A 26,031-nucleotide genomic window follows, 5' to 3' on the forward strand; every position below is an offset into this window, starting at 1 on the left:
CTCCCTCCCCCCCGGCGGCTGCGCCCCGGCGGCCCCCCGACCCCGGTGTGCGGGGCTCAGCCCGCGTACACGTCCTCGACGTAGCGGCCGCCCTCGACCAGCCCCTGCAGCCAGTCCCGCGCCTGCTGCTCGTCCGCCCCCGGCGTGCGCTGCCGGTAGAGCGCCCGGAACGCGTCCCGCACGCCTGGCGCCATCCGGGCACCGTCGCCGCAGACGTACACCTCCGCGCCGGCCGCCAGCAGCTCCCAGACCTCCGCCGCCTCGACGGCGATGCGGTCCTGGACGAAGCGCTGCCCGTCCACCGGCCGCTCGCTGAACGCGGGCCGCATCGAGACCGCGCCGGCCCGTTCGGCCGCTTCCAGCTCGGCCCGGTGCAGGTAGTCCGCCTCCGGGTCGTCGCAGCCGAAGTACAGCAGCGCCGGGGCGAGTTCGCCGCCGCCGTCGACCAGCGCGCACCGGTCGGCGACCGCCCCGCGGAAGGGCGCCAGGCCGGTCCCGGCCGCGATCATGATCACCGGGGTGTCGTGGCCGATCCGGAACACCTCCCGGCACGGCTGCACTCGGGCGCGCACGGTGTCGCCGACGGCCACCCGGTCGAGGTAGCCGGAGCCGGTGCCCCGGAAGGTGCCCCGGCCCGAGCGGGCCGGCGCGCTCAGCACCGAGACCATCAGGTCGACCCGCCCCGCGTCACCGGCGGGCGAGGAGGAGATCGAGTAGTGCCGCGGCCGGATCGGCGGCAACAGCTCCAGCAGCACCGGCCAGCTCAGCCGCTCCCGCAGCGCCGGGTGGTCCTCGATCAGGTCCAGCAGGGTGCGCGCGTCGTCGGCGGGCAGCGCCCGCAGCGCGGCCTGCTCCGGCGGGCAGGGGTTGAGCCCGGCCAGCACGGCACGCTGATCGGCGCTCGGCCGGTCCTGCAACTCGACCTGGTGGGTGAGCAGTTCGCGCACCGTCAGCGGGCGGTCCACGGCCAGGCCGGTACGCCGGTGCGGCGTGATGGAGAGCACGGTGTCGAGGTCGGCGCCGAACAGCTTGGCGGCGCGCTCGACCAGCTCCGGGTCGTTGGCCGGGAGCACGGTGAGGTGATCGGCGGTCCGGTAGTCCACCCCCTCCGGCAGGGCCAGCCGGACCAGCCGCTTCACCCGGTGGTACGCCGGGTCGGTCAGGCTGTCGACGGCGGTGACGGTCAGCTCGCCCATGCCGTGCCGGGCGGCCAACGCGTCCAGCGAGCCGCCGACCAGCTCGGCCACCGTGTACGCGGCCTCCTCCTGCCGAACGGCCGGGGCGTCGGCGTCCCCGTAGCGTTCCAGCAGGGCGACGCCCAGCGCCTCGGTGAACGCCCGAACCACACCGGCCAGGTCCCCGGAGGCGTCGGCCTCGGCACGGGCCAGCAGCCGGGTGCCGCCGAGGGCGGCGAGCCGGTCGTCGATCAGGGCGGGGATGCGCTGGTAGGTGGCGGCGTAGGTGCGGTCGCCGATGCCGAGCACCGCGTACTCGACCCCGTCGGCCGCCCCGTCCTCCTGCAGCCGGCGGACGAACACGGCCGCGTCGTCGGTCGGCTGCCCGTTGTACGAGGCCGCGGTGATCACCACCGGGCGGTCGGTGGGCAGGCCGTCCGCGTAGGCGTCCAGCGGGGCGACCTCGGTGGCGCAGCCGAGTTCGGAGGCGACGTCCGCGAGTTGGCGCGAGAACTCGCGACAGGCGCCGTAGTTGGAGCCGTGCAGGAGCAGCAGGCCGGTCCCCTGGCGGACCCGGCCGGGGAGCTCGGACCGAGCGGCCCGATCGGCGGCGGCCGCGCTCTCGACCGACTGCGCCGCGGGCGCGGGGGTGCGCGGGGCGAGGGCGAGGGTGAACTCGTCGGGCTTGATGGTGAGGGTCTGCTTGATGGTCAGCCGGTAGTCGGCGTGGTCGATCAACCGGTAGCGGTGGACCAGCATGGCCAGCAGCATGGTGGCCTCGTGCAGCGCGAACTGCCGCCCGATGCACGCGCGTTCGCCGGTGCCGAAAGGCTTGAAGGCGTGCGGCGAGCGGGCCTCCTCGCGCTCGGGGTCGAACCGGGACGGGTCGAACAGCTCCGGGTTGTCACCCCAGGCCGGGTCGCGGTGCAGCATCGGGGTCACCACGAAGATCGGCTGCCCGGGGCGCACCGGGATCCGCCCGCCGAGCAGGGTCTCCTCGCGCGCCTCCCGGCTGAACTGGGGCGCCGTCGGCCACAGCCGCAACGCCTCGTTGAGCACCTGACGGGTGTGACGCAGCCGTCCGACGTCCTCGTACGAGGGCTCCGGGTCGGCCTGGTCGCCCCAGAGTGCGTCCACCTCCCGCTGGAGGCGCCGGAGTTCGGAGGGGTGCTTGGACAGGTAGTACAGCGCGAAGGAGAGCGCGCCCGAGGTGGTCTCGTGACCGGCGATCAGGAAGGTGATCACCTGGTTGCGGATGTTCTCCATGTCCAGCCGGGTGCCGTCGACGGGGTGCACCGCGCCGAGCATCAGCCCGAGCAGGTCCTCGGCCGGGCCCTGCTCGCCGCTCCCGGCCCGGGCGGCGATCACCTCGTCCACCACCCCGGCCAGATAGTCGGCCTCGACCCGGAACGCGGCGTCGCGCTCGCTGTGGTCGAGCTGCGGGTCGCGGGTGAGCCGGGTCATCGCCCAGTCCAGGCAGCGCACCATCGCCTCGACGAAGGGGTGCGGCTCGTCCCGTTCGAAGGAGCCGAAGTCGAAGCCGAAGCCGGCCAGCCCGATGGTGTCCAGGGTCATCCTGGTCATGTCGCCGGGCACGTCCACGGTCAGCCCGGCGGCCGAGCGGCGGTCCCAGGAGTCGATCAGCCGACGAGCCACCCGCAGCATCACCGGGTGGTAGGTGCGCATCGAGCCGAGCGCGAAGGCCGGCACCAGGATGTCGTGCGCCCGGGCCCAGTTGGGCTCCTCGTTGTAGGCGGTGAACAGGCCGTCGCCGGTGAACTCACGGACGTTCTCCAGTGCCGGGCCGACGGCCTTGCGGAACCGCTCCTCGTCGGCCAGTTCCTCCACCAGCTCCAGGCTGCTGACCATCACGGTGTCCCGCCCGTGCAGCCGCTGGACGAAGGCCGGGCCGTGCTCTCTGACCAGCTCGATGGTCCGCAGCACGGGGGCGGCGACCGGCGGCAACCCGGAGATGTCCACCAGCGGGACGTTCTGAGCCTCCGTCGGCGCCGCGGTCGGCGGGGTCGGCTCGGCCTCGGTCATGGTCTCGGTCATCGCTTGGTCCCTCCCAGGCAGGAAAGTTCTCGACTCCTCCACTCTGCGCCCCCGGGACACCCCCATGGCAACGATCACTACATGATTGTGTAGTGCCAGCGGCATCCGAAGACTTGCCCACGACCCGTCAGATCTGATGCGGGCCCACTGCCGCGGGAGGAGAGCGGAGCATGCGACCGACCGACGGCTGCGATCCGGCGCCCGGCACCCGGCTGGACGCCGCGGTGATCTGGCGCAACCGGGCGCTGCGTCTGCTGGACCATGTGCCGCTGCCCATCGCCGTGGTGAGGTTCGGCGGCGGGATCCTGATCGTCAACCGCGCGATGGCAGCCGAATTCGGCCTGCTGCCGGGACAGTTGCGCAACCGTCGGATCCTGGACTTCTTCACCCTGCGGGACAGCGCCACCCTGCAGGCGCTCACCGAGGCCGTCCGGCTGCACCGCCGCTCGCAGTACCCGGCCCGGGTGTCCTGGACGCCCTCCAGCGGCGGCGAGCGCCACGGCGAGATGACCGTCGACCTGGTCAGCGACACTCCCGAGCAGACCCCGAACCTGCTGCTCTCGCTGCGCGCCCTCGACGAACCCGCCGCCCGGCCCGCGCCGCCGACGGCGGACCCGAGCGCCGAGGCCAGTCCGATCGAGGCCCGCATCCTCGCCGCGGCCGCCCGGGGCGCCACCACCGCCCGGATCGCCAAGGAGGTCGGCCTCACCGCGGACGGCGTCAACTACCATCTGGCACGGCTCACGCGCCGCTGGCAACTGCCCAACCGCACCGCCCTGGTGGCCCGCGCCTACGCCCTCGGCGTCCTCACCCCGGGCGCCTGGCCCCCGGAGGCGGCCGGTTCGCGGTAAGGCGGCGGCCCTGGTCCGGTGCCGCTCCCCCGTTGCACCGGGGAACCGCCCGCACGACCCGCGAATGGACGCCCCCGACTCGCCGCCGCCCCTGTCGCGTGCTGCCGTAGGACACATGATCACTTCATCGCTGGCCCGACTGGCCGCCCCGCTCACCACCGCCGTCCTCCTCCTCGCCGGGTCCGCCCCCGCCTGGGCGCTCCCGCACGACGTCACCGCCGAGCAGTGCCAGGCGGCCGGCGGCACCGTACAGGGCGGCGGCTACTGTGTGGGTGCCGTCGGGGAGGACGAGTGGGGGGCGGACATCGACGGGCAGGGCATTGCCTAGCCCGACGTCACCGTGGTGTAGGGGGAATGTCGCGGACCGGTAAAAAGCACCACCCCCTGCCCCTCCCCTCGCTGACCAGCCGCTACGCTCTGGGCCGCGCCGGGCCGCAGGGCCGGCGGAGACGATCTACCACGGGGGAACCGCTGTGCGTTACCTGGTCCGCGACCGCATGTTCGCCTTCCACGAGGAGGCCTGGATCGAGACGGAGCACCGGGAGAAGCTCTACCGCGTCAACCGGAAGTTCTTCCGGCTGCGCCGTACCTTCGCGCTGGTCGACACCCGCGGCGAGCACGTCGCGAGCATCGTCCGCAAGGCCTTCACGATCCACCACACCCTGCTGATCAAGCAGGACGGCGCCCTGACCGCCAAGATCAGCAAGAAGATGTTCACGCTCTTCGGCGACCGCTTTAAGGTCCGCCTCCAGGACGGCCGGCGGCTGAAGGTCAGCGGGAACCTCTGGGACCGCGAGTTCGACATCCAGCACGAGGGCACCACCCTGGCGCACATATCGCGGCGCTGGTTCACCGTCCGCGACGCCTACGCCGTGGACGTGCTCAACGAGCAGGAGGCGCTGCTGCTGGTCATCCTCGCGGTCTGCGTCGACCACGTCCTCCAGGACGCCAAGGGCGACCAGCTCACCAACCTCTGAGCGCTGAGAGCCCCCCGGCCGTCGGCCGGGGGGCTCTCAGCGGCCGCTCACCGGCCCAGGATCGCCGGGTCCTCGGCGAGTTCGGCGAGCAGCGCGTCCAGCTTGGCCCGGTCGACCGAGGGCATCACGAAGACGTGGACGTAGCTGCGCCGGGTGGCCTCGTCGCCCGGGACCGTCAGCACGTCCTGGGAGGACAGCGACCACTTGGCCACCAGCTCGGGGCTCGGCTTGCGGAACCGTACGGTGACGGCGCCCGGGGTGCGGGCCGGCCAGAGCTCGACGCCGAGCTCCTGTTCCATGGCGGTCAGTCGGCGCTCCAGGTAGGCGGCGAGCTCCTGGGCCTCGCGGATCCGGTCCACCTGGTCCTGGTAGGAGTAGCGGGACAGGTGGTCCCAGAGGATCAGCGGCGAGAAGCCGTTGCGGGAGCCGGCGAAGGTGGTGTCCGGCGCGCCTATGTAGTCCGGCTGGGACGGCGGCGAGATCTGGTACTTCACCTTGGTCATGTAGATGCCGCACGGCCAGGGCGCGCCGGCCCACTTGTGGCCACTCATGGCGATCGAGGAGACCATGTCGACCTCGCCCGAGGCGGCGGTGGGCAGCCGCAGGCCGAAGTCGAACTCGGGCAGCTCCACCTCCGGGGTCCAGCCGTACTCCTCCGGCTCCTGGGCGGCCAGCCGCAGGAACGGCGCGTAGCCGGCGCCGAGCGCGCCGTCCACGTGGATCCAGAAGCCGCGGCGCACGTCGACCAGCGGCTCGCCGGTCTGCGGGTCGGTGCCGTAGACCACCTCGCGCTGGACCAGGCCGTACCGCTCGAAGATCGGCAGCAGCCGCTCGCAGACCTCGCGGACGTTGTCGTGGGCGCCCTTGAAGGTGCTGCCGAGGTTGAGGTTGACGAAGATCGGGTGGCCCTTGGCGGCGAAGAACTCGACCAGCACGGCGAGGGCGTCGACGTCCATCTCGCCGGGGCCGTCCCAGGACAGTCCGGACGGGCCTGGGCGGGACGGTACCTCGGTGGGCCAGTTGCGCAGGCCGGTCACCGGGTCGACCAGCGGGCACTCGTCGGCGTACTTCTCCAGGCCGACGGTGTGGAAGGTCTCCACGCCCAGGACCCGGACGGCCTTGGCGAAGGAGTAGTGGGTGTCCTCGGAGTAGAAGGCCACCGGGTGGTGGGCGTTCGGGTTCCGCCGGTCAGGCGCGGCCTTGACGTAGCGCAGCGCGTCGAAGGGGGCGGCCGGCGGCTGGATCAGCGCCTTGCCGCTCAGGTAGTCGCGGGCGTTCCAGAGGGCGTACATGTTGCCCTCCGTCGAGCCCATGGACAGCATGTAGCCCCAGTAGGACTCCGGGTCGGCCGGGTCGTGCGGGCGCTCGGCGTGCCAGAGCTTGGCGTAGTAGTCGAGGACGGCCCGCTCGACGACCTTGGTGTTGGGCTTGTAGCCGCCGCTCTGGAACGGGTCGCCGAGGTTGTTGATGTTGTTCGGCATGAACCGGGCCAGGTCCAGCGCGGTGCCCTGCATGTCCTGGGTGGCCTGGTAGCCGACCAGGTGCTTGCGCTTGCGGGTCAGGTACTCGTCCACCGCGTCGAGCGCGCGCAGCCGCTGCGCGTCGTCCAGGCCGCCCGCAGGGAGCGCGAAGTCGCGGCCGTCCAGCTCCGGGCCGGGATCGACGGCGGTCGGGGCTGCGGTCGGCGCGAAGGCGGCGGACGCGGTCGGGCTCATGGGCGGGACGCTCCGGGGGTTGCTGCGGACGGCGACGGGCGTTCGCCGGCAGCGGAAAGGATAGAACTTTCATGGGTCGTGAGAAAACTTCTCCGAAGAATATTCGGTCAAGGCCCAGTCAGATTTGTGAATCTGCGGAACGACTGGAATCCTGGCCGTCATGCCGAACAATCCGCAGGACCGGCGGGCGCTCCTCGACGATGTCGACCGGGCGATCATCCGCGCCATGGCCGACAACGCCCGCCTCCCGAACAACGCCCTGGCGGCGGCCGTCGGCATCGCCCCGTCCACCTGCCTGGCCCGCGTCCGCGCCCTCCAGGAGCGCGGCATCATCCGCGGCTTCCGCGCCGAGCTCGACCCCGCCGCGATCGGGCTGCCGCTGCAGGCGATGATCTCGGTGCGGCTGCGCGCCCACACCCGGGAGCAGAACGAGAGCTTCCGCAGCGCCGCCCCGGACCTGCCCGGCGTCCTGGCGGTCTTCCACATGGCCGGCTCGGACGACTACCTGCTCCACGTCGGCGTCGCGAGCCCCGAGGCGCTGCGCGACTTCGTGGTCGACCACCTCACCACCCACCCGGCGGTCGCCCAGACCCGGACCAACCTGATCTTCGAGCAGATACCGGGTCGCCGCTACCTCGCACCCGAGCACTGACGGCCGGGTCCCGCCCGCCGGCTCAGGCCTCCGGGGCCTGGATACCGCCGAGCAGGGCCCGGACCGTCGCGTGCGCGAACTCGTCCAGGGCGGCGGGGCGGAAGGCCTCGGCCGGGCCCTCGCCGGCGTAGAAGACCTCCAGGAAGGCGCGGTGGAAGCAGGCGCCGATCAGCAGCATCGCGGCGGCGTCCGGGTCGACGTCGGCGGCGACCCGGCCCAGCCGCTGTTCGGCGCGCAGGTAGTCGGCCAGATGTGAACTGACGTGGTGCGGACCGGCGTTGTCGAGCTTGCGACGGTGGGCGGCGAGCAGCTCGGGGCTGGCGAGCAGCCCGCCGGCCATCGGGAACGACTGCCGGTAGAACGGCACGGCGACCACGACCACCGCCTCCAGGTGCTCGCGCACCGTACCCCGCCCGGCCCGCTCGGGCAGTTCGGCGACGGCGGCGGCCAGGCGCGGGGCGCGTTCGCGCAGGACCCGGACGAAAATCTCCTCCTTGTCCCGGAAGTGCTTGTACAGCGCCGCCTCCGAGCAGCCGGCCTCCCGGGCGATCTGCTTCGTGGTGGCCCGGACCAGCCCCACCGTGCCGATCAGCCGGGCGGCGGCGTCCAGCACCCGGGCCCTGGTCAGCGCCGCCCCGGTCAGCGGCTCGGCTCCCTCACGCGTCCCCTCGTTCGTCATGGGCACCAGCCTACCTTGACAGGTGGGTGATCACTCACTCACCATCGCAACGAGAAGGAAGTGAGCACTCACCCACCCCCGGGAGGGACCATGAAACTCGCTGTTCTGGGCGCCACCGGCGGCATCGGCCGCCACCTGGTCACCCTCGCCCTCGCCGACGGGCACCAGGTCACGGCCGCCGTCCGCGACCCGGCCCGGCTGCCCGTCCGCCACGACCGGCTGACCGTGGTCAGGGCCGACGCCCTCGACCCCGCCTCGCTGCAGCCGGTGATCGAGGGCACCGACGCCGTCCTCTCCGGCATCGGCCAGGCCGGCCGGACCGACCCCCTCAAGCCCGCCTCGAACTCCGCCCGCGCGGCGGCCACCGCGATGGCGGCGGTCGGGGTGCGCCGCATCCTCGTGGTCAGCGCCGCCCCGCTCAACCGCTCCGGGGCCGGGCAGCCCTTCCTCGCCGCAAAGGCCTTCGGCCCGCTGCTCTGGGCAGTGCTCCGGGACGTGTACACCGACCTGGAGGCGATGGAGCGCGTGCTGCGGGAGAGCGACCTGGACTGGACTGCCGTCCGGCCTCCGCGGCTGACCAACCGGCCCGGCCGGGGCCGTTACCGGCACGCCGTCGAGTCCGGACCGGCCGGGGCCACCGTCCCGCGCGCCGACGTCGCACGGGCCATGCTGGACCTGGTCACCGATCCGACGAGCTTCCGGCACGCCGTCGGCGTCAGCTCCTGACCGGACGGCGGCCGACCGTCGAAGGCCCGTCCACGATTCCTCCACGAATGTTTCCGGCAAGTGGAGTTGATGCGTACTGACCCCTTGCCAAGCCCATCGCTCCTCCCTACCTTCGCGACTCCTCCCCCGGCTGGAGCCGGGGCTTCTCGCTAACCCTTCCGGGTGTCGCGACGGACCAGTCCGGCCCGTAGAACGTTGACAGCTCCCACGGTGTCAGCGTGCGCCTGGTGGCCACAGCTGACGCAGTGGAAATCCTCACACCGTGTCGAACCACATCACACCCCGAAAGTGCGGGTAGCCGGGCTCCTCACCGGACTTGACCCGGCGGAAGAACGCCGCGAACGCCTTGTCCAGACGACGAAGCGTGGCCTGCTGGGAGGAGAACGACCAGCGGCCCTGACGCTCCGGGTCGAACGCCGCCCCGAGGAGTACGCCCGCTTCAAGCAGGGCCTGGCCCGCATCGCCGGCTTCCAGCGCCAGGCCGGCGTCGAGCGCTGAGGAGCCTCCGCACGACAGCCCGGCGCCGGGGGATCTGGCCGACCCCACCGCACCGGGCTGTCGATCATTCACCGAGGGGACGGCGTCAGCCGACGGTCAGCCGGAACGGGCCGGCCAGCACCGAGTAGCCGTCGTTGGCCAGGAGGTAGGCGTCGTAGCCGCCGGCGCCGTTCAACTTGCCGGTGGAGAAGGTGACGGCGCCGCTCTGGTTCGGCGTGTAGGACCAGGTGAGCGAGGAACGGGAGCCGGGAGTGACGCCCGCCGGGTAGATGCCGACCCAGTTCTTGGCGCTGGCCTGGGAGGCGTCCGGCAGGGTGTAGCGGAGGGTGACGTTGCCGCCGTTGGCCACCGCGTTGAGGTCGCCGGTCAGCATCGGGCCGGTGGCCGTGGCGGGGGCGAAGGCGGCGTTGAGCGGCGTGGCGTAAGTGTCGTTGCCGGTCAGGCCCGGCAGGCCGAGGGCGGACTCGATGGTGCGGCCGACGCCGTAGTGGTCGTAGTGCAGCGGGCTGCTGGTGCCGGCCGGGACGGTGCCCTGGGAACCGACGACGACGGTGGCGAGGTGGTTGTAGCCCTCGTTCTGGCTCTCGTCCCAGGTCAGGATGAGCAGCGAGCGCTGCTGGGTCCAGGCCGGGGAGGACAGCACCGGGGCGAGGGTCTGCTGCAGCCAGCCGTCCTGGGTCTTCAGGCTGGTGGCGCTGCCGTTGCCGGAGGCCTCGCCGTCGTAGTAGTCGTCGGCGGCGATCCAGGAGAAGTTCGGCGTGGTGGCCGCGGACTGCAGGTCGGTGGTCAGCTGCGAGGTGTCGAACAGGTGGGCCGCGCAGCGGGCCGGGTTGCCGCTGATGTCGGTGTAGTTGATGAACGGCGCGTCGTCGGGCATGTAGTAGCTGTCGTAGTTCTTGTTGGTGTTGCAGGGCGTGCCCATGCCCTGCTCGTAGGCCTTCCAGGTCTTGCCGGCGTCCTCGATGGTGTCGCCGAGGTTGCGCTGTGGGGAGTTGATGTTGGGCCAGTAGGTGGCGCCCTTGGCGTAGGTGTCACCACCGGCGACGGCGAGGTAGTTCTCGTCGCTGGGGTGGTAGACGCCGTGGGAGTCGGTAAGGGTGGCGCCCTGGGACATCAGGCTGTGGATGTACGGCGTGTCCGTAGGGTCGTTCATGATCTGGGAGTAGTCGGTGTTCTCCATCATGACCGTGAACACGTGGTCGTAGCCCGGCACGGCGGACGCGGGCGGGGTCAGCGGCGCGGGCGCGGCGACCGGGGTGTCGAGGGTGAGCGAGAGGTTGTCCAGGTAGCCGGTCTCGCTCGTGGTGGAGAGGAACTGCACTTCGACCTGGATCGACCGGGTGCCGGCCGGGACGGCTCCGGTGGCGTTGCGGGAGAGGAACTTGGTGCTCAGGCCCCGGTCGGTGGCGGAGACGGTGGGCAGCTTGGCGGTCGCGCCGAGCGGGCTGCCGCCCGCGTCCCGGAAGTGCAGGCTGACCGCGACGTAGCCGCCGTAGGTGGTCCAACCGCCCAGCCAGCCGGAGAGGTTGAAGTGCACTCCGCCGCCGTCGATGGCGGTGGCGGCGGCGGCGGAGGAGACGTCGACGGTCTGCGACATCGCGCCGTCCCCGAAGTTGCCCGGACCGAAGAAGGCCTTGCCGGGGGTCTGGCCGTCACTCGGCAGGCCGAAGGAGCCCACCGAGTGGCACATGACGTTGACGCCGCCAGCCTGGACCGTCCAGCCGGGGACGGTGCTGGCGGCGCTCCAGTCGTTGGTGCAGTAGCCGCCGGCCTCCGCGTCGCCGTTGACGATCAGGTTGCCGCTGCCGCCCGCCGCACCGGCGGTGGTGGGGGCGGCGACGACGAGCGCGCCGACGAGGGGAAGGGTGGCGAGCAGCCCTCCGAGGGGGCTCCAGCGCAGTCGCATAGGGGGTACCTCGTCCCGTTGGTGAGGGTGGGTGCGCCATGGCTGTTCGCCATGAGCGGGACATAAGTACCGGTCGGCGCTGTCCGGCGGAAGAACTTCGGCCGAACTTGACCAAACAACTTTGAGCAGCTGGGCGGCCCCGGGCCCGATGGTGCCCCGGCCCGGGGCCGCCCGGGGGTGTCAGGAGACGGTCCACTCCTGTTTGGTCTTGCCGGTCCCGCACGTCCACTGGATCACCTGCGCCCAGTTCGCCGTCGAGGCGCCGGTGACGTCCAGGCACTTGCCGCTGGTCAGGCTGCTGAAGGTGTGGTTCGCGGGCGCGGCCAGCGGGGTGACTTGCGGCCCGCTCCAGGCCGTAGAACCGGATGGCGGGGTTGTGGGCCTTGGCCTGCTCCATCAGCCACCACTCGTACCCCCGGCCGCAATTGACCTCGGTGGGGGTGCGCCGGTGGGAGGGCTCGGGGTAGTCGACCGACTTGACGGAGCACCGGCCAACAACTTCCAACAGGCCTGACACTCGACCAGGGCCGGAGTGACGGACCGTCGAGACATCCAGGGCACGGGCATAACGAGACGGTTTCGAATCCGGCGCGCGAAGGGTCCAACGCTTGACGCGCGCATGAACTGGACGTTTCCCTGTACCCCATCGCGTTTGATTGCGATGCTTTTTGATCGGTTGTGTTGCTTCTCGCGAGCCGATCCAACACCCTCAGGAGCGCCCACCATGCACCCCTCCGTCCGTAGCCGCCTGGCCCAGACCGCCGCGCTCGGCCTCACCACCGTCCTCGGCCTGACCGCGTGTTCCACCGGACAGACGTCCTCCGGCGGCGACGCCTCAGTGGCGCCGGTGTCCGGCAAGATCTCGATCACCTACCTGCAGAAGCAGGGGGACCAGCAGTACTTCGTGGACGAGGCCGCGGGCGCGAAGGCCAAGGCGGCCGAACTCGGCGCCGACCTGAAGGTCGTCAACCTCGGCAACGACGCCAACAAAACGGTCAGCGAGGTGCAGTCCGCGATCGCGCAGAAGAGCAACGGCCTGATCATCGTGGTGCCCGACCCCGCGGTGGGCCCCCAGGTCGTCCAGACCGCCCGGGACGCCAAGTCCGCGCTGCTCACCTCCGACGACCAGGTCTGCGCCAGCGGGCCCTCCCCGGCACAGTGCGCGGCCACCGACCTGGTACCGCGGATCGGCTTCTCCGGCCAGCAGATGGGCCAGCAGGTCGGCCAGCGCGCCGCCGAGGAGTTCAAGAAGGCCGGCTGGAACCCGGCGGACACCCGGATCATCTCCGCCTGGAAGCAGGACGTCACCGTCTGCGGCGACCGGGTGAAGGCCGCGAAGGAGGCCTTCGACCAGGCCGTGCCAGATGTGCAGGCCATCGACGTCGCCACCGACAACACCCCGACCGGCGCCCAGGACAAGGTCGCCGCCACCATCACCGCCAACCCGGGCGTCAAGCACTGGGTGACCTGGGGCTGCAACGACGAGAACGTCCAGGGCGCCGTCACCGCCCTGCAGAACGCCGGGGTCGACCCGAACGACATCGACGGCGTCGGCCTGGGCGCCTACCTGGCGTGCAAGGACTGGGCCGCCGGCAAGCCCTCCGGCATGAAGGCCGCCCTGTTCATCAACGGCAAGGACGTCGGCGCCCTCGCGGTGCAGACCATGTTCGACAAGCTCAAGAACGGCAAGGACTTCCCGAAGGAGGCCTTCGCCCCCACCAAGATGGTCGACGCCACCAGCTGGCAGTCCGCAGGCGTGTCCTGCAGCTGACACCGCGTCCGTCCACCGGTGCGGCGGGCGGCTCCGGACCGCCGCACCGGCCCGCGCCCTTCGAAGACCGTACCCCCGCGCCGCCAACGAGGCCCCGATGACCGCACCTGAACCCGTCCCCGCCCCACCGCCCGGCAGCTCCCCCGGCGGCTCCACCGGCTCCGCGCCCGGCTCCCTGCCCGGCGCTTCGCCCGGCCTGAGCGCCGAGGGGGTGTCCAAACGCTTCGGCACCGTCCAGGCGCTGAGCGACGTCACCCTCACCTTCCCGCCCGGCCAGGTCACCGCCCTGATGGGCGAGAACGGCGCCGGCAAGTCCACCCTGCTGCGCATCCTCACCGGTGACCACCGCCCCACCGCGGGCCGGGTCCTGCTGGACGGCGAGGCCCTCGACCTGCACTCCCCGCAGGACGCCCGGCGCGCCGGGATCCGGATCATCCCGCAGGAACCCGAGATCATCCCCCATGTCTCGGTCGCCGAGAACGTCTACGCCGGCTCGCTGCCCCGCACCGGGCTGCGCCGCCTCGACCGTGCCGAACTGCGCCGCCGGATCACCGCCGACCTGCACCGCCTGGGCTTCGACAAGGTCCTCGACCCCGACCTCCTCGGCTCCGAACTAACCGCCGCCCAACGCCAGTTGGTCGAGATCCTGCGGGCCCTGACCGGCGCCGTCCCGCCGCGCGCGATCGCCTTCGACGAGCCGACCTCCTCCCTCTCCGAACACGAGGTCGAGGCCCTGTTCGCACTGATCGGGAGGCTGCGTGACGAGGGCATCGCCGTCATCTACGTCTCGCACCGGATGAAGGAGATCTTCCAGCTCGCCGACGGCATCGCGGTGCTGCGCGACGGCCAGGTCGCCGGGGTGGTCCGGGCCGCGACCACGGACGAGAGCGCACTGGTGAAGCTCATGGTCGGCCGGGACCTCTCCACCCTCTTCGTGCGCCAGCAGGTCGCCACCGACCGGGTCGTCCTGGACGTCCGGAACCTCACCACCGACGACGTCAGCGACATCAGCCTGCGCGTCCACGCCGGGGAAGTCGTCGCCCTCGCCGGACTGATCGGCGCCGGACGCTCCGAACTCGCCCTCGCCCTGGCCGGCGACGCCCCCGTCCGCTCCGGAACCGTCGAGCTCAACGGCGAGGTCCTGCGACTGCGCAACCCCCGCGCCGCCATCACCGCCGGCATCGGCCTGGCCCCCGAGGAGCGCAAGGCCCAGGCCCTGTTCCTGCAACGCACCATCCGCGACAACACCTCCCTGGTCAGCCTGGGCCGGCTGCGCCGCTGGCGGTTCGTCAAGCAGCGCCAGGAGAGGGCGCTCGCCCAGGAGTACGCCGACCGGCTGCGGGTCCGGGCCCCCTCCGTCGAGGCGGAGGTCCGCACGCTGTCCGGCGGCAACCAGCAGAAGGTCGTCCTCGCCCGCTGGCTCGCCCGCAAACCCGACCTGCTGATCCTCGACGAACCGACCCGCGGCGTGGACATCGGCGCCAAGGCCGAGATCTACCAGATCATCGCCGACCTCGCCCGCGAGGGCACCGCGGTCCTGGTCATCTCCTCCGAACTGCCGGAGGTCCTCGGCCTCGCCGACCGGATCGTGGTGATGCAGAACGGCCGCACCACCGGCGAACTCAGCCGCGACCAGGCCACCGAGGAGGCCGTCCTCGCCCTCGCCATGGCCGACGACCTCGCCACCGCCACCACCGCCGGCACCACCGACCACGCACGGACCGGGCCGAACGACGCTAAGGACATCCGATGACCGCCACCACCTCCCCCAGCGCCCAGCTGCCGAAGGCCCGGCCCGGGGCCGACCGGTCCGGCGGTCCGCGCGCCCTGCTCGCCGCGATCGGCGGACAGAACCTCAGCCTGATCGGCGCCCTCATCGCCGTCGTCGCCCTCTTCGGCACGCTCAACCCCAACTTCGTGGGCTGGGACAACATCCAGGTCATCGCCGAGGCCGCCACCATCTCGGGCCTGCTGGCCGTCGTCCAGACCGTCGTCATCATCTGCGGCGGCCTCGACATCTCGGTCGGCTCCCAGGCCGGACTCGCCTCCGTCACCAGCGCCATGGTCTTCACCTCCACCGGCAACAGCCCCTTCCTCGGCATCGGGGCCGCGCTCGCCATCGGCGCCGGCATCGGCCTGCTCAACGGGGCCGTGATCATCTACGGCCGGGTCAACCCGACCATCGCCACCCTCGCCGGGCTGGCCGCCTACAAGGGCGTCGCCCAGTTGGTCTCGGACGGCCGCGCCCAGGGCTACGTGCTGGGCGACCCGGTCTTCGTCTTCCTCAGCCGGGGCAAGATCGCCGGGCTGCCCACCATGGTCTGGCTGCTCATCCTCACCGCGGCCGCCGTCCACGCCCTGCTCACCTACACCGACATCGGCCGGAACATCTACGCCGTCGGCGGCAACGACACCGCCGCCCGCCTGGCCGGCATCAACCTGAACAAGTACCTGATCGCCGCTTACGCCCTCTCCGGCACGGTCGCCGCCCTCGCCGGCGTCCTCCTCACCGCCCGCACCGGCAGCGGCCAGCCCGTCTCCGGCAGCGAGGGCCTGGAGCTCCAGTCGATCACCGCCGCCGCCCTCGGCGGCTGCGCCCTCAAGGGCGGCAAGGGCAGTATCGGCGGCACCCTGCTCGCCGTGGCGCTGCTCGGCGCGCTGCAGAATGGCCTCACCGTCCAGGGCATCAACGCCTTCTGGCAGAACGTCGCCCAGGGCTCCCTGCTGGTCGCCGCCGTCGTCATCCAGCAGCGCCGTAACCGTGAACGCGCGGTCGGGCTGCCGGCCTGACCTCACGCTGTGCGGGGGCTGTCCGGGGCCGGGCTGACCTGCGGCAGTCGTGCGTACGCCGTTCCCGGGCCGTTTAGGGTTAGTCTGCCGGACAGCGCGGAAGCGAATCGGGCACCCGTTCGACCGAAAGGGCCTTTGTGGCTGACCAGATGTTGCTCGCCCCCCAGCGCCAGGCGCTGATCCTGGAGGCGATCCGCCGGGCCGGCGCCGTGCGCGTCGCGGAGCTGGTCGAGCAGTTCGGCGTGTCGGACATGACCATCCGTCGTGACCTGGACGCGCTGGCGCGCCAGGGAGCCGTGCAGAAGGTGCACGGCGGGGCGATGGCGACCGGGGCCGCGAGCACGTACGAGCCGGGGTTCGACGCCAAGTCCGGGCTGGAGGAGGCCACCAAGGCCGCGCTCGCGGACGCCGCCGTCAAGCTGGTGGAGCCGGGCAGCGTGGTGGCTCTGTCCGCCGGGACCACGACCTACGCGGTCGCCTCCCGGCTGTTGGAGGTCCCGCAACTGACGGTGGTGACCAACTCCCTGCCGATCGCCGACCTGCTCTGGACGGCGAGCCGCGACCGCGGCGAGGCCGTCCCGTCGCTGCTGCTGACCGGCGGGTCGCCAACCCGCTCGGCTGCCCTGGTGGGCGCCCTGGCCGATCAGACCATCCGCTCGCTCCATGTGGACCTGCTGATCCTGGGCGTGCACGGGGTGCACGAGCAGGCCGGCCTCACCACGCCCAACCTGGCCGAGGCGCAGACCAATCGAGCCCTGATCGCCTCCGCGCGCCGCACGGTCGTGGTCGCGGACCACACCAAGTGGGGCGTCGTCGGGCTCAGCAGCTTCGCGACCCTGGAGGAGGTCGACTGCTTCGTCACCGACGACGCCCTCCCGGCGACCGCCCGCGGGGTGCTCGCCGACGCGGTCGGCGAGCTCCTCGTCGTCCCGGCCGCCGGCTGAGCAGGCGACTGGGACTCAGGCCACCCGCCGCGCCCCCGCCGAGGGCACGGCGGTGAACGCCACCGGCGCGGCGAAGCCCGCCGAGCCGAAGGCGGACCGCACCGCGTCCGAGACCGCCGCGACATCGGCGGCCGCGACCAGTGCGATGACGGACCCTCCGAAGCCGCCGCCGGTCATCCGGGCTCCCAGGGCCCCGGCGGCGACGGCGGCCTCCACCGCGAGGTCCGTCTCGGCGCAGGAGACCCGGAAGTCGTCACGCAGCGAGGCGTGCCCGGCCGTCAGGATCGGGCCCAGCGCGGCGACTCCGCCGCGGTCGAGCTGCTCGACGGTCTCCAGGACGCGACGGTTCTCGGTCACCACGTGCCGCACCAGCGGCCGGAGTTCACCGGGCAGCCGGTCCAGTGCGGGGGCCAGGTCGGCGACGGCGAGGTCGCGCAGCGCGGGCAGCCCGAGCAGGTCGGCGGCGCGCTCGCAGCCGGCCCGCAGGGCGGCGTAGCCGCCGTCGCCGAGGTCGTGCTTGACCCGGGTGTCGATCACCAGTAGCCGCAGGCCCGCCGCCGCGAGGTCGAGCGGTACGTGCCGCTGCTCCAGGGTCCGGGTGTCGAGGAACAGCGCGGCGCCGTTGGTGCAGCAGGCGGAGGCCACCTGGTCCATGGCGCCGCAGGGCACGCCGACGAAGGCGTTCTCGGCCCGCTGGGCGAGCAGGGCGAGTTCGGGTGCGGTCAGGCCCAGCTCGTACAGGTCGTTCAGGGCCGCGGCCGTCGCGCACTCCAGGGCGGCGGAGGAGGAGAGTCCGGCCCCGGCCGGCACGTCGCTGTCGATGAACAGGTCGGCCCCGCCGACCGGGTGGCCCGCTTCGGCGAGGGCCCAGAAGACGCCGGCCGGGTAGCCGGCCCAGCTGGCGACGACGCCGGGGGTCAGGCCGTCCAGCGGCAGGTCGGTGATGGTGCCGTCGCCCTGGGCGCTGTACAGCCGCAGTCGGCCGTCCTCCCGGCGGCGGGCGGTGACCCGGGTGGTGTGCGGAAGGGCGATGGGCAGGACGAAGCCGTCGTTGTAGTCGGTGTGCTCGCCGATCAGGTTCACCCGGCCCGGGGCGGCCCACACGCCGGTCGGTCGGCCGCCGTGGACGGCCTCGAAGGTGGTGGCGGCCTCGTCGATCATCTGTTCAGCTCCAGTGCGCGGGGGTGGGGGAATGCCAATTCCGACACAATCAAACATGATCGGGTCTCGCGGTCAACACATTCGCATGTCCAACCCCACCAGCCCCAAAAGGAGCTGACCGAGAGTCGTCAACGGTAGACCGGCTTTGTTGACAACCGGTAGTATCTGTTTGTTTCTGTTTGACCGGGCGGGCCGATGTCACAGACGAAGGAGAACAGCGGTGCACAAGACCGCCAGCAAGTTGGCCGACGGCCGCGAACTCGTCTACTACGACCGGGAGCCGGGAGCGGTGCGCGACGCCCGGGACGAACGCTCCTTGGAACCCTCGGTGAGCTTCTCCGAGATCCGGCTCGACCCGGTGCTCGGCGACTGGGTCACGGTGGCCGCCCACCGCCAGCAGCGCACCTACCACCCGCCCGCCGGCGAGTGCCCGCTGTGCCCCTCCCGGGACGGGCGGCTCAGCGAGATCCCGGCGGCCGACTACGAGGTGGCGGTGTTCGAGAACCGCTTCCCCTCGCTCGCCCTGGGGTCGGCCGAGCACGTGGCGGCCCGCGAGGGCCTGCTGCACACCGCCCGGCCCGCGGCCGGCCGCTGCGAGGTGGTCTGCTTCACCTCCGACCACGACGCTTCCTTCGCGGACCTGGACGAGGCCAAGGCGCGGCTGGTGCTGGACGCCTGGACCGACCGTACGGCGGAGCTGTCCGCCCTGCCCGGGGTACGGCAGGTGTACTGCTTCGAGAACCGGGGCGAGGAGATCGGGGTCACGCTGGGCCACCCGCACGGCCAGATCTACGCGTTCCCCTTCGTCGCCCCGCGCACCGCCAAGATGATCGTCCGGGCCGAGGAGCACCGGGCGCGGACCGGACGGAACCTCTTCGAGGACCTCCTCACCGCCGAGCAGGACTCCCCCGAGCGACTGGTCCTCCGGGGCGAGCACTGGGTCGCCTTCGTGCCGTTCGCCGCGCGCTGGCCCTACGAGGTCCACCTCTACCCCAAGCGCCGGGTCGCCGACCTCACTGCGCTCGACGAGGCCGAACGGGCCGAGTTCCCCGGCCTCTACCTGGACCTGCTGCGCCGCTTCGACGCGCTGTTCCCCGCCGCGCCCGGCGCGGCACCCAACCGGACCCCCTACATCGCGGCCTGGCACCAGGCCCCCGCCGAGGGCGGCGGTGAACTGGCGCTTCACCTGGAGCTGTTCACCATCCGGCGTGCACCGGGCAAGCTCAAGTACCTCGCCGGTGTGGAGTCCGGGCTGGACGCCTTCGTCACCGATGTCAGCCCGGAGGCGGCGGCCGCCCGGCTCCGGGACGCCGCGACGCCAGGACGGTGAGGCGGCCGCTCAGGCCCGGAGCACCCGCACGCCGGTGTCGGCGATGGCCTGCTCCTGCTCGTCGGAGATCCCGGAGTCCGTCACCAGGTCGTGGACCTCGGTGAGCGGGCAGATCGAGGCGAAGGTGACCCGGCCGACCTTGGTGCGGTCCGCCAGCACGACCGACCGCGCGCCGCTGCGCAGGAACGCGCGGTCGGTCTGGGCCTTCATCTCGTCGTGGGTGGTGCAGCCCTCCTGCACCGTCAGGCCGTCCACGCCGATGAAGGCGAGGTCGAGGTGGTAGCGCTGGAGCATGCTGTCCGCGGCCGGGCCGACCAGTTCGTAGCTGGCCGAGCGGGTGATGCCGCCGATCACCACCAGGCGGATCTCCGGACGTACGATCAGCTCGGCTGCGATGTTCACGGCGTTGGTGACCACGGTGACCTTGCCCCGCTCGCCCAGCACCCGGGCCAGTTCGGTGGCGGTCGTACCGCCGGTCAGGCCCACCACGGCGCCGTCCGGCACCAGCTCGGCGGCCACCCGCGCGATCCGGCGCTTCTCCTCCTGCTGCTTCTCGCTGCGGTGCCGCAGCGGGAGTTCGAGGTTGACGGCCCCGGTCACCGCACCGCCGCGGGTGCGGTGCAGGAGCCTTTCCCGAACATGCTTGAGGCTGAAATCAATTACACAGCTTCACACAACATCCTGGTCCCCCGACGCCGAACCATCCACCCTGTCAGGGCGTGCGGGATTCCGTGGTCAGCGCCGTCAACAGCGGGGCCAAGAAGCGCTGTTCGAGTCGGCCGGGCGGCAACTGGCCGGGTTCGACATAGCTCTGGGCCAGGCCGCCCTCACGGATGGCAATCAGCAGCCGGGCGAGTTCGTCGGCTTCCACGGCGAGGGTGCGGCCGGCGCGGGCCAGGTGATCGGTGAGGGCACGGGCGAGTTGGGCGCGAAGCCGGGCGTCGTGCTGGGCGAGCACCCAGGCGGCCTGGGGGTCACGGATGGCGTGCAGAGTGAACTCGGTGGTGACCAGGTACCAGTCGCGTTCGGCCGGTTCGATCTCGCAGAGGACGTCAACCAGGGCTTGCACAGTGAGGTCCTCGGTGGCGATCGAGTCGACCAACTCGGTCATCCGCTGGACGATCTGCTCGCTGTGCGCGTCGAACAGCGCGAGGAAGAGCTCCTCCTTGCTGCTGAAGTTGGAGTAGAACGCGCCACGGGTGTAGCCGGCCCGCTCACAGATCTGTTCGATGGTGGCGGCGCGGAACCCGTACTCGGCGAAGGTCTCCAGTGCTGCCTGGAGCAGGGCCGCACGGGTGCGCGGACGGCGCTTGGTCTCACCCTTGGGCATCGGTGGCGTCCTGGTTCACTTGAAACGGCCAATCGGATGCATTGGCGTATCGGATACATCATTGTATCTTCTGGGGCCATGAGCATCCCTAACCCCTCGGGGACCGGCGCCCCGCTGCCCGCCTCGCTCGCCGCCGCCGTCGGACCGCTGCCGGCCGGCGTCACCCTTCCGCTGCCGCCCAGCTTCGACTCGGTGGAGGCGGAGCGCCGGTACCGCAAGGAACAACTCGCCGCCGGCTTCCGGCTGTTCGGCCGATTCGGCTTCTCCGAAGGGGTGGCCGGGCACATCACCGTGCGCGACCCGGAGCACCCCGACCGCTTCTGGGTGAACCCGTTCGGGATGCCCTTCAGCATGATCAAGGCCTCGGACCTGATCCTGGTCGACCACGAGGGCACCCTGCTGCACGGCAACCGGCCCGTGAACCGGGCCGCGTTCGTGATCCACTCCCAGGTGCACGCCGCCCGCCCGGACGCGATCGCGGCCGCCCATGCCCACTCGCTGCACGGCAAGGCCTTCTCCAGCCTCGGAATCCCGCTGGACCCCCTGACCCAGGACGCCTGCGCCTTCTTCGAGGACCACGGGCTGTACAGCGACTACCGCGGCGTCGTCAACGAGGTCGACGAGGGCAAGCGGATCGCGACCGCGCTCGGCGCGCACAAGGCGGTGATCCTGCAGAACCACGGCCTGCTGACGGTCGGCCAGTCGGTCGCCGAGGCGGTCTGGTGGTTCGTCACCATGGAGCGCTCCTGCCAGGCCCAGCTGCTGGCGATGGCGGCCGGTTCCCCGAAGCTGATCGACCGGGAGACGGCGCTGATCACCCGCGGACAGGTCGGCAGCAACCTGGCCGGCTGGTTCCAGGCGCAGCCGCTGTTCGAGCAGATCAGCGCGAGCGACCCGAACCTGGTCGACTGGCCCTCGGGCCCGTCGTCAGACTCCCGCCTGCCGAACGAACGACGCGAGTTCGAAGCCAGGCCCTGAGCCGCGCACACGAAGGACGCGACGCATGAACAAGGAACCGCGGATCGCGGTCTTCGGTGCCGGCAGCATCGGCTGCCACCTCGGCGGCATGCTGGCCGCCACCGCCGACGTCACCCTGGTCGGCCGGCCGGCCGCGATGGCGGCGATCGAGCGGGACGGGCTGACGCTGACCGGCCCCGGCGAGGCGCGGCGGCAGGTCCGGGAGCTCACCACGGCCACCGACGCGGCCGCCGCCGCGCGGGCGGACTACGTGCTGGTGACCGTCAAGTCAGCCGACACCCGGGCGGCCGCCCGCGAGCTGGCCGGACACCTGGCACCGGAAGCGGTGGTGATCAGCTTCCAGAACGGTCTGCACAACCCCGAGGTGCTGCGGGCGGAGCTGCCGGGCCACCGGGTGCTCGCCGGGATGGTCCCGTACAACGTGCTGCGCAGCGGGCCGGCCGCCGTCCACCAGGGCAGCGGCGGTGCGCTGGTGGTCGAGGACACCCCGGCGGCCCGCCCGTTCGCGGCGGCGGCCCGGGCCGGCGGGCTCAGCCTGGTGCTGCACCCGGACATGCCCGCCGTACAGGCCGCGAAGCTGCTGATGAACCTCAACAACGCGGTGAACGCCCTGTCCGGCCTGCCGCTGCGCGAGCAGCTGGGAGCCAGGGCGTACCGAGCCTGTCTGGCCCGGTGCCAGCGGGAGGCGCTCGCCGCCTTCCGGGCGGCGGGTGTCAGGCCCGCCCGGCTGGGCCCGGTGCCGCCGGGGTGGATGCCCGGGGTGCTCGGGCTGCCGGACGCGCTCTTCCGCAGACTGGCCGCCGCCAGCCTGCGGATCGACGCGCACGCCCGCTCGTCCATGTGGGAGGACCTGCGGCGTGGCCGCCCGACCGAGATCGACTCGCTCCAGGGCGAGGTGATCGCGCTCGCCGGGCGGCACGGCCTGCCGGCCCCGGCCAACGCCCGCCTGGCTGCGCTGGTCCGCGAGGCCGAGCGGGCGGGTCCGGGCGCCGCGCGGCCGTGGTCGGGCCCGGAGCTGCTGGCTGAACTCGGGGGCGGTTGACGCTGGGGTCAGCGGCCCGGCCGCCGCGGATCGACGTACTCGACGGTCTGCATCATGCCTAGGTCCTCGTGCTGGAGCTGGTGGCAGTGGGCGACCGTGCTACCGGTGAAGTCCTCGTACCTGACCAGGAAGGTGACCTTGTCCCCGGGTTTGCCTCCGGCCAGCCCGACGGTGTCCTGCCAGACCGGCGGGTCGAGCCGCTCGCCGTTGCGGTGGGTGACCAGGACGTGGTTGGTGTGCAGGTGGAAGGGGTGGTTGAAGGCCGACCTGGTCTCGTCGGTGCGGACGGTCCACCGTTCGACGGTGTCGAGCGGCAGGGTGTGGTTGACGTAGCCGGGGTCGAACAGGCCGTAGGCCGGGTCCCGGGTGAGGTCGCCGTCGGGGTCGGCCGCGGGGGTCGCGTTGGTGCCCAGGACGCGGTAGGCGTTGGGGAACGGCCCGTCGAAGGCGCTCGGGTCGATGTGGAAGACCACCTCGCGGTCCGCGTCGGGGTTGGCGATCTCGTTCTCGTCGAGGAACGGCTTGCCAGCCGGCAGCGCGGTCGGCAGGTCCATCGGCGGTTCGACGGGCTCGCCCGTCACCTCGACGGTCATCAGCGGCTCGGACACCCCGTCGGCCCGCAGTTCGTACGTACCGGGGTCGCCGCCCCGGACCAGCACGTCGGCGCGGTTGCCCACGGCCAGGCTCACCGTGTCGGCGGCGACCGTGGCCGGGAAGGTCACGCCGTCCAGCGCGATCTGGTGGAAGGTGAGGTTCTGCCCACCGCCGGTGAGCCTCAGCGGCAGCATGGTGAAGGCGGTCGCGGCCACCAACCGCCAGCGCTGCACCTCGCCCGGGCGCAGCGTGATGGTCGGGTTGACCTCGCCGTTGACGGTGAGGGTGGACGGGACGGCGGCCAGGGCGCCGCCGGAGCTGAAGTCGGGGACCTTGCCGTCCTTGAGCCGGAGTTCGTTGATGCAGACGACGATGTCGGCGGCCGCCTTGACCTCGGGCACCTCGTCGATGTCGCCCTCGACGATCAGGACCCCTGCCATCCCCCCGACGATCTGCACGGCCGTGGCCCCGTGCAGGTGCGGGTGGTACCAGTAGGTGCCGGCCGGGTGGTCGGCCGGCACCTCGACGGTGGTCACGTACTGCGGCTCCGGGGCGCCGGCGTCGACCTCCTCGGCCGTACGCGGGGCGAACTCGCGCAGGACGTTGTCGGCGTCCCCGGACGGGGAGACGTGCAGGCCGTGGGTGTGCAGGTTGAAGCTGTTGAGGTGGTGCGGCCGGTTGCGGTCGCCGTTGAAGGGCTGGTTGGGCGGCAGGCCGTTGATCTGGGTCAGCCGCAGGGTGTCCCCGCCGCGCACCCTCAGGGTCGGCCCGGGGATCGCCCCGTTGTAGGTGCGCGTGGTGACCGGCCCGTAGCCCGGGACGGAGAGGTCCGTGAACCGTACGTCGAGCGTCTGCTCGAGCACCTCGGACGCCCGGCCGGGCACCGCTCGCGAGGTCCGGACGGCGGCGGGCTGCGGGAACCGCGTCCGCGTCCGCGCCGTCGCCGCCACCGCTCGCCGGTGCTCGAGGATGCCCGAGGATGCCGCCAGGAGGACGGCTGCGGGGATCGCCCTGAGCACCGATCGACGGCTGATTCCGACATTTTCGCTCATGGCCGGGCAATCTAGATCACATTGGGAAGTCGCGCCGGAAGGCACACCGCACGGGCGCGAGACGGTCCGTCACTTGAGTTCACGCTTGAGGATCTTGCCGGTGGCGGTCATCGGCAGCTGCTCGACGATCTCCACGATGCGCGGGTACTTGTGGCCGGCCATCTGCTCCCTGCCCCAGGCGATCAGCTCCTCGGGGGTGGCCCCGGCGCCGGGCTTCAGGATGACGAAGGCCTTGACCTCCTCTCCGTGGCTCTCGTGGGGCACGCCGACGACCGCGGCCAGACTGATCGCGGGGTGGGTCATCAGCACCTCCTCGATCTCGCGCGGGTACACGTTGTAGCCGCCGCGAATGATCACGTCCTTGGCCCGGTCGACGATGTAGTAGAAGCCGTCCTCGTCCCGACGGGCCAGGTCACCGGTGCGGAACCAGCCGTCCTGGATCGCCGCTGCGGTGTCCTCCGGCCGGTTGTGGTAGCCCTTCATCACACCGTGGCCCTTGACCGCGATTTCGCCGACCACGCCGGCCCCGGTGACCTCCGACCAGTCGGCGTTGATCAGCTTGACCCCCACGCCCCAGACCGGGACACCGATCGAACCGGGGCGCGGCTCGCGGTCCGGGTCGGAGAACGTCACCACCGGCGAGGTCTCGGAGAGGCCGTATCCCTCCAGGATCTGGACGTGCAGCCGCTCCTTGACCCGGCTGAGGATCTCCACCGGCAGCGCGGCGCCGCCGGAAACGCCGATCCGCAGGTTGCGGGCGATCCGGTCCACGTCGACGGCATCGGTGAGGGCGCCCAGCAGGCCCCACCACATGGTCGGCACGCCGGCGAAGAAGGTGATCTCCTCGGTGTTCATCAGCCGCACGACCTGTTCCGCGTCGAAGCCCGGTACCAGGTGGAGCGTGGCCGCCATCGAGAAGCCGGTGTGCATCTGGATGGTGGCCCCGAAGGTGTGGAACAGCGGCAGGCACAGGACGTGGCTGTCGGTGGCCGGCCTGCCCCGGAACATCCGGTTGCAGGCCGTCACGTTCAACACCGTGTTGGCGTGCGAGAGTTCGGCGCCCTTGGGCTGGCCCGTGGTGCCCGAGGTGTAGAGGATGACCGCGGTGTCGGTCGCCTCGGTGGCCACCGGGTCGAAGACCGCGGGCCGGCCGGCGAGCGCCGCGCCCATGGTCTCCGCTCCGTCGATCGGCGAGGGCGCGGCCGGGTCGGCGGTGATCAGGAGGAAGTCCTCGCAGCTCCCGACCTCGTTGAAGGCCTTCCAGCCCTCCCCGCCGATGGCCAGGCCCGGCGCCCCCTCGAAGCAGAAGTAGGCCTTCACCTCGGCGTCGCGCAGCTGGTAGGCCACCTCACGGGCCTTGAGCAGGATGTTGAGCGGGACGACCACCCCGCCGGCCTTGAGGATGCCGTAGTAGACGATCGGGAACTGCGGCACGTTCGGACAGCTCAGCGCCACCTTGTCGCCGGGCCGGATCCCGCGCTCCACCAGCAGGTTGGCGACCTGGTTCGCGGCCGCGTCGACCTCGGCGTAGGTGAGGCGCGTCGAGCCGAGCACCAGCGCGTCGCGGTTCGGGTACATGCGGGCGGAATCCTCGAGCAGGACCGACAGGTTCAGCATGGTGCCTTCCGGAGGTGTGGATCCGGGGCGGGCCGCAACGGTGGCTTCCTGCGGCCCGGCCCGGGCGGGATGATCAGTGGAGTTGATCCACGGATCTGGGCCTTCGTCATGTCCGGAGCAGGGCGAACGGCAGCTTCACCGTGGTCACGTCGATCGGTGGTGACGGCCTGCTGCACGGCCTGCGGCTC

General features: G+C 71.9%; 22 protein-coding genes and 2 pseudogenes. 12 read left to right on the plus strand and 12 right to left on the minus strand.

Going from position 1 to position 26,031, the window contains the following annotated elements:
• Nucleotides 1-56 precede the first annotated feature (56 nt).
• Nucleotides 57-3,230: a bifunctional cytochrome P450/NADPH--P450 reductase gene (locus ACWC9T_RS33955; RefSeq protein ID WP_449824906.1), complete on the minus strand. Its 3,174-nt coding sequence runs from the start codon at nucleotides 3,228-3,230 to the stop codon at nucleotides 57-59.
• Between the two features lie 170 nt (nucleotides 3,231-3,400).
• Here ACWC9T_RS33955 and ACWC9T_RS33960 point away from each other — a divergent pair, with 170 nt between their 5' ends.
• From ACWC9T_RS33960 to ACWC9T_RS33970, 3 genes are all read left to right on the plus strand, one after another.
• On the plus strand, nucleotides 3,401-4,081 hold the full coding sequence (locus tag ACWC9T_RS33960) for a LuxR C-terminal-related transcriptional regulator (protein ID WP_449824907.1): 681 nt from the start codon (nucleotides 3,401-3,403) through the stop codon (nucleotides 4,079-4,081).
• A gap of 115 nt (nucleotides 4,082-4,196) precedes the next feature.
• Nucleotides 4,197-4,409, plus strand: coding sequence for a hypothetical protein (locus ACWC9T_RS33965; protein WP_449824908.1), 213 nt, complete (start codon nucleotides 4,197-4,199; stop codon nucleotides 4,407-4,409).
• Between the two features lie 145 nt (nucleotides 4,410-4,554).
• The gene (locus tag ACWC9T_RS33970) at nucleotides 4,555-5,058 is read left to right on the plus strand and encodes an LURP-one-related/scramblase family protein (RefSeq protein WP_449824909.1); all 504 of its coding nucleotides are present in this window, start codon (nucleotides 4,555-4,557) and stop codon (nucleotides 5,056-5,058) included.
• Nucleotides 5,059-5,105: 47 nt separating this feature from the next.
• Here the strand turns inward: ACWC9T_RS33970 and ACWC9T_RS33975 are convergent, their stop codons facing one another.
• On the minus strand, nucleotides 5,106-6,773 hold the full coding sequence (locus tag ACWC9T_RS33975; RefSeq protein ID WP_449824910.1) for a pyridoxal-dependent decarboxylase: 1,668 nt from the start codon (nucleotides 6,771-6,773) through the stop codon (nucleotides 5,106-5,108).
• Between the two features lie 160 nt (nucleotides 6,774-6,933).
• Here ACWC9T_RS33975 and ACWC9T_RS33980 point away from each other — a divergent pair, with 160 nt between their 5' ends.
• Nucleotides 6,934-7,425, plus strand: a complete 492-nt coding sequence (locus ACWC9T_RS33980) for an Lrp/AsnC family transcriptional regulator (RefSeq protein WP_449824911.1) — start codon at nucleotides 6,934-6,936, stop codon at nucleotides 7,423-7,425.
• 22 nt (nucleotides 7,426-7,447) lie between these two features.
• On the opposite strand, the gene ACWC9T_RS33985 is transcribed toward ACWC9T_RS33980, so the two are convergent.
• A complete protein-coding gene (locus ACWC9T_RS33985; RefSeq protein ID WP_449824912.1) occupies nucleotides 7,448-8,104 on the minus strand; it encodes a TetR/AcrR family transcriptional regulator in 657 nt (218 codons plus the stop codon).
• A gap of 90 nt (nucleotides 8,105-8,194) precedes the next feature.
• Between ACWC9T_RS33985 and ACWC9T_RS33990 the strand changes: the two genes are divergently transcribed.
• Nucleotides 8,195-8,830: an NAD(P)-dependent oxidoreductase gene (locus ACWC9T_RS33990; RefSeq protein WP_449824913.1), complete on the plus strand. Its 636-nt coding sequence runs from the start codon at nucleotides 8,195-8,197 to the stop codon at nucleotides 8,828-8,830.
• Nucleotides 8,831-9,088: 258 nt separating this feature from the next.
• Here ACWC9T_RS33990 and ACWC9T_RS33995 read toward each other — a convergent pair.
• The 4 genes and pseudogenes from ACWC9T_RS33995 to ACWC9T_RS34010 form a co-directional block, all read right to left on the minus strand.
• Nucleotides 9,089-9,247 (minus strand): annotated as a pseudogene (locus ACWC9T_RS33995) (RNA-guided endonuclease TnpB family protein); the annotation flags it as partial.
• Between the two features lie 166 nt (nucleotides 9,248-9,413).
• Nucleotides 9,414-11,234, minus strand: coding sequence for an alkaline phosphatase family protein (locus ACWC9T_RS34000; RefSeq protein ID WP_449824914.1), 1,821 nt, complete (start codon nucleotides 11,232-11,234; stop codon nucleotides 9,414-9,416).
• 180 nt (nucleotides 11,235-11,414) lie between these two features.
• Nucleotides 11,415-11,561: an RICIN domain-containing protein gene (locus tag ACWC9T_RS34005; protein ID WP_449824927.1), complete on the minus strand. Its 147-nt coding sequence runs from the start codon at nucleotides 11,559-11,561 to the stop codon at nucleotides 11,415-11,417.
• Nucleotides 11,562-11,589: 28 nt separating this feature from the next.
• Nucleotides 11,590-11,751, minus strand: a pseudogene (locus tag ACWC9T_RS34010) (hypothetical protein); the annotation flags it as partial.
• Between the two features lie 207 nt (nucleotides 11,752-11,958).
• Here ACWC9T_RS34010 and ACWC9T_RS34015 point away from each other — a divergent pair.
• From ACWC9T_RS34015 to ACWC9T_RS34030, 4 genes are all read left to right on the plus strand, one after another.
• Nucleotides 11,959-13,005 (plus strand): substrate-binding domain-containing protein, encoded by a 1,047-nt coding sequence (locus ACWC9T_RS34015; RefSeq protein ID WP_449824915.1) that lies wholly within the window; start codon nucleotides 11,959-11,961, stop codon nucleotides 13,003-13,005.
• Nucleotides 13,006-13,102: 97 nt separating this feature from the next.
• On the plus strand, nucleotides 13,103-14,758 hold the full coding sequence (locus tag ACWC9T_RS34020) for a sugar ABC transporter ATP-binding protein (protein WP_449824916.1): 1,656 nt from the start codon (nucleotides 13,103-13,105) through the stop codon (nucleotides 14,756-14,758).
• Nucleotides 14,755-15,795 carry an ABC transporter permease gene (locus ACWC9T_RS34025; RefSeq protein ID WP_449824917.1) on the plus strand — a complete coding sequence of 347 codons (1,041 nt, stop codon included), beginning with the start codon at nucleotides 14,755-14,757 and terminating at the stop codon, nucleotides 15,793-15,795. Before ACWC9T_RS34020 ends, ACWC9T_RS34025 begins: the two co-directional genes overlap by 4 nt.
• Before the next feature lie 149 nt (nucleotides 15,796-15,944).
• Nucleotides 15,945-16,739 carry a DeoR/GlpR family DNA-binding transcription regulator gene (locus tag ACWC9T_RS34030; protein WP_449824928.1) on the plus strand — a complete coding sequence of 265 codons (795 nt, stop codon included), beginning with the start codon at nucleotides 15,945-15,947 and terminating at the stop codon, nucleotides 16,737-16,739.
• A gap of 15 nt (nucleotides 16,740-16,754) precedes the next feature.
• Here the strand turns inward: ACWC9T_RS34030 and galK are convergent, their stop codons facing one another.
• On the minus strand, nucleotides 16,755-17,900 hold the full coding sequence (galK, locus tag ACWC9T_RS34035; RefSeq protein WP_449824918.1) for a galactokinase: 1,146 nt from the start codon (nucleotides 17,898-17,900) through the stop codon (nucleotides 16,755-16,757).
• Nucleotides 17,901-18,120: 220 nt separating this feature from the next.
• Between galK and galT the strand changes: the two genes are divergently transcribed.
• Nucleotides 18,121-19,230 (plus strand): galactose-1-phosphate uridylyltransferase, encoded by a 1,110-nt coding sequence (gene galT, locus ACWC9T_RS34040; protein ID WP_449824919.1) that lies wholly within the window; start codon nucleotides 18,121-18,123, stop codon nucleotides 19,228-19,230.
• A 9-nt stretch (nucleotides 19,231-19,239) separates the two neighbouring features.
• On the opposite strand, the gene ACWC9T_RS34045 is transcribed toward galT, so the two are convergent.
• Together ACWC9T_RS34045 and ACWC9T_RS34050 are read right to left on the minus strand one after the other, a co-directional pair.
• On the minus strand, nucleotides 19,240-19,830 hold the full coding sequence (locus tag ACWC9T_RS34045; RefSeq protein WP_449824920.1) for a DeoR/GlpR family DNA-binding transcription regulator: 591 nt from the start codon (nucleotides 19,828-19,830) through the stop codon (nucleotides 19,240-19,242).
• A 112-nt stretch (nucleotides 19,831-19,942) separates the two neighbouring features.
• Nucleotides 19,943-20,560: a TetR/AcrR family transcriptional regulator gene (locus ACWC9T_RS34050; RefSeq protein ID WP_449824922.1), complete on the minus strand. Its 618-nt coding sequence runs from the start codon at nucleotides 20,558-20,560 to the stop codon at nucleotides 19,943-19,945.
• A gap of 78 nt (nucleotides 20,561-20,638) precedes the next feature.
• Between ACWC9T_RS34050 and ACWC9T_RS34055 the strand changes: the two genes are divergently transcribed.
• Complete coding sequence (locus ACWC9T_RS34055; protein WP_449824923.1) at nucleotides 20,639-21,538, plus strand: class II aldolase/adducin family protein; 900 nt, start codon at nucleotides 20,639-20,641, stop codon at nucleotides 21,536-21,538.
• 25 nt (nucleotides 21,539-21,563) lie between these two features.
• Nucleotides 21,564-22,580, plus strand: a complete 1,017-nt coding sequence (locus tag ACWC9T_RS34060) for a 2-dehydropantoate 2-reductase (RefSeq protein ID WP_449824924.1) — start codon at nucleotides 21,564-21,566, stop codon at nucleotides 22,578-22,580.
• An 8-nt stretch (nucleotides 22,581-22,588) separates the two neighbouring features.
• Here the strand turns inward: ACWC9T_RS34060 and ACWC9T_RS34065 are convergent, their stop codons facing one another.
• On the minus strand, nucleotides 22,589-24,226 hold the full coding sequence (locus ACWC9T_RS34065; RefSeq protein ID WP_449824925.1) for a multicopper oxidase family protein: 1,638 nt from the start codon (nucleotides 24,224-24,226) through the stop codon (nucleotides 22,589-22,591).
• A gap of 69 nt (nucleotides 24,227-24,295) precedes the next feature.
• Nucleotides 24,296-25,843, minus strand: coding sequence for a long-chain-fatty-acid--CoA ligase (locus ACWC9T_RS34070; RefSeq protein WP_449824926.1), 1,548 nt, complete (start codon nucleotides 25,841-25,843; stop codon nucleotides 24,296-24,298).
• Between the last annotated feature and the right edge of the window lie 188 nt (nucleotides 25,844-26,031).

Source organism: Kitasatospora sp. NPDC001159 (assembly GCF_053598235.1).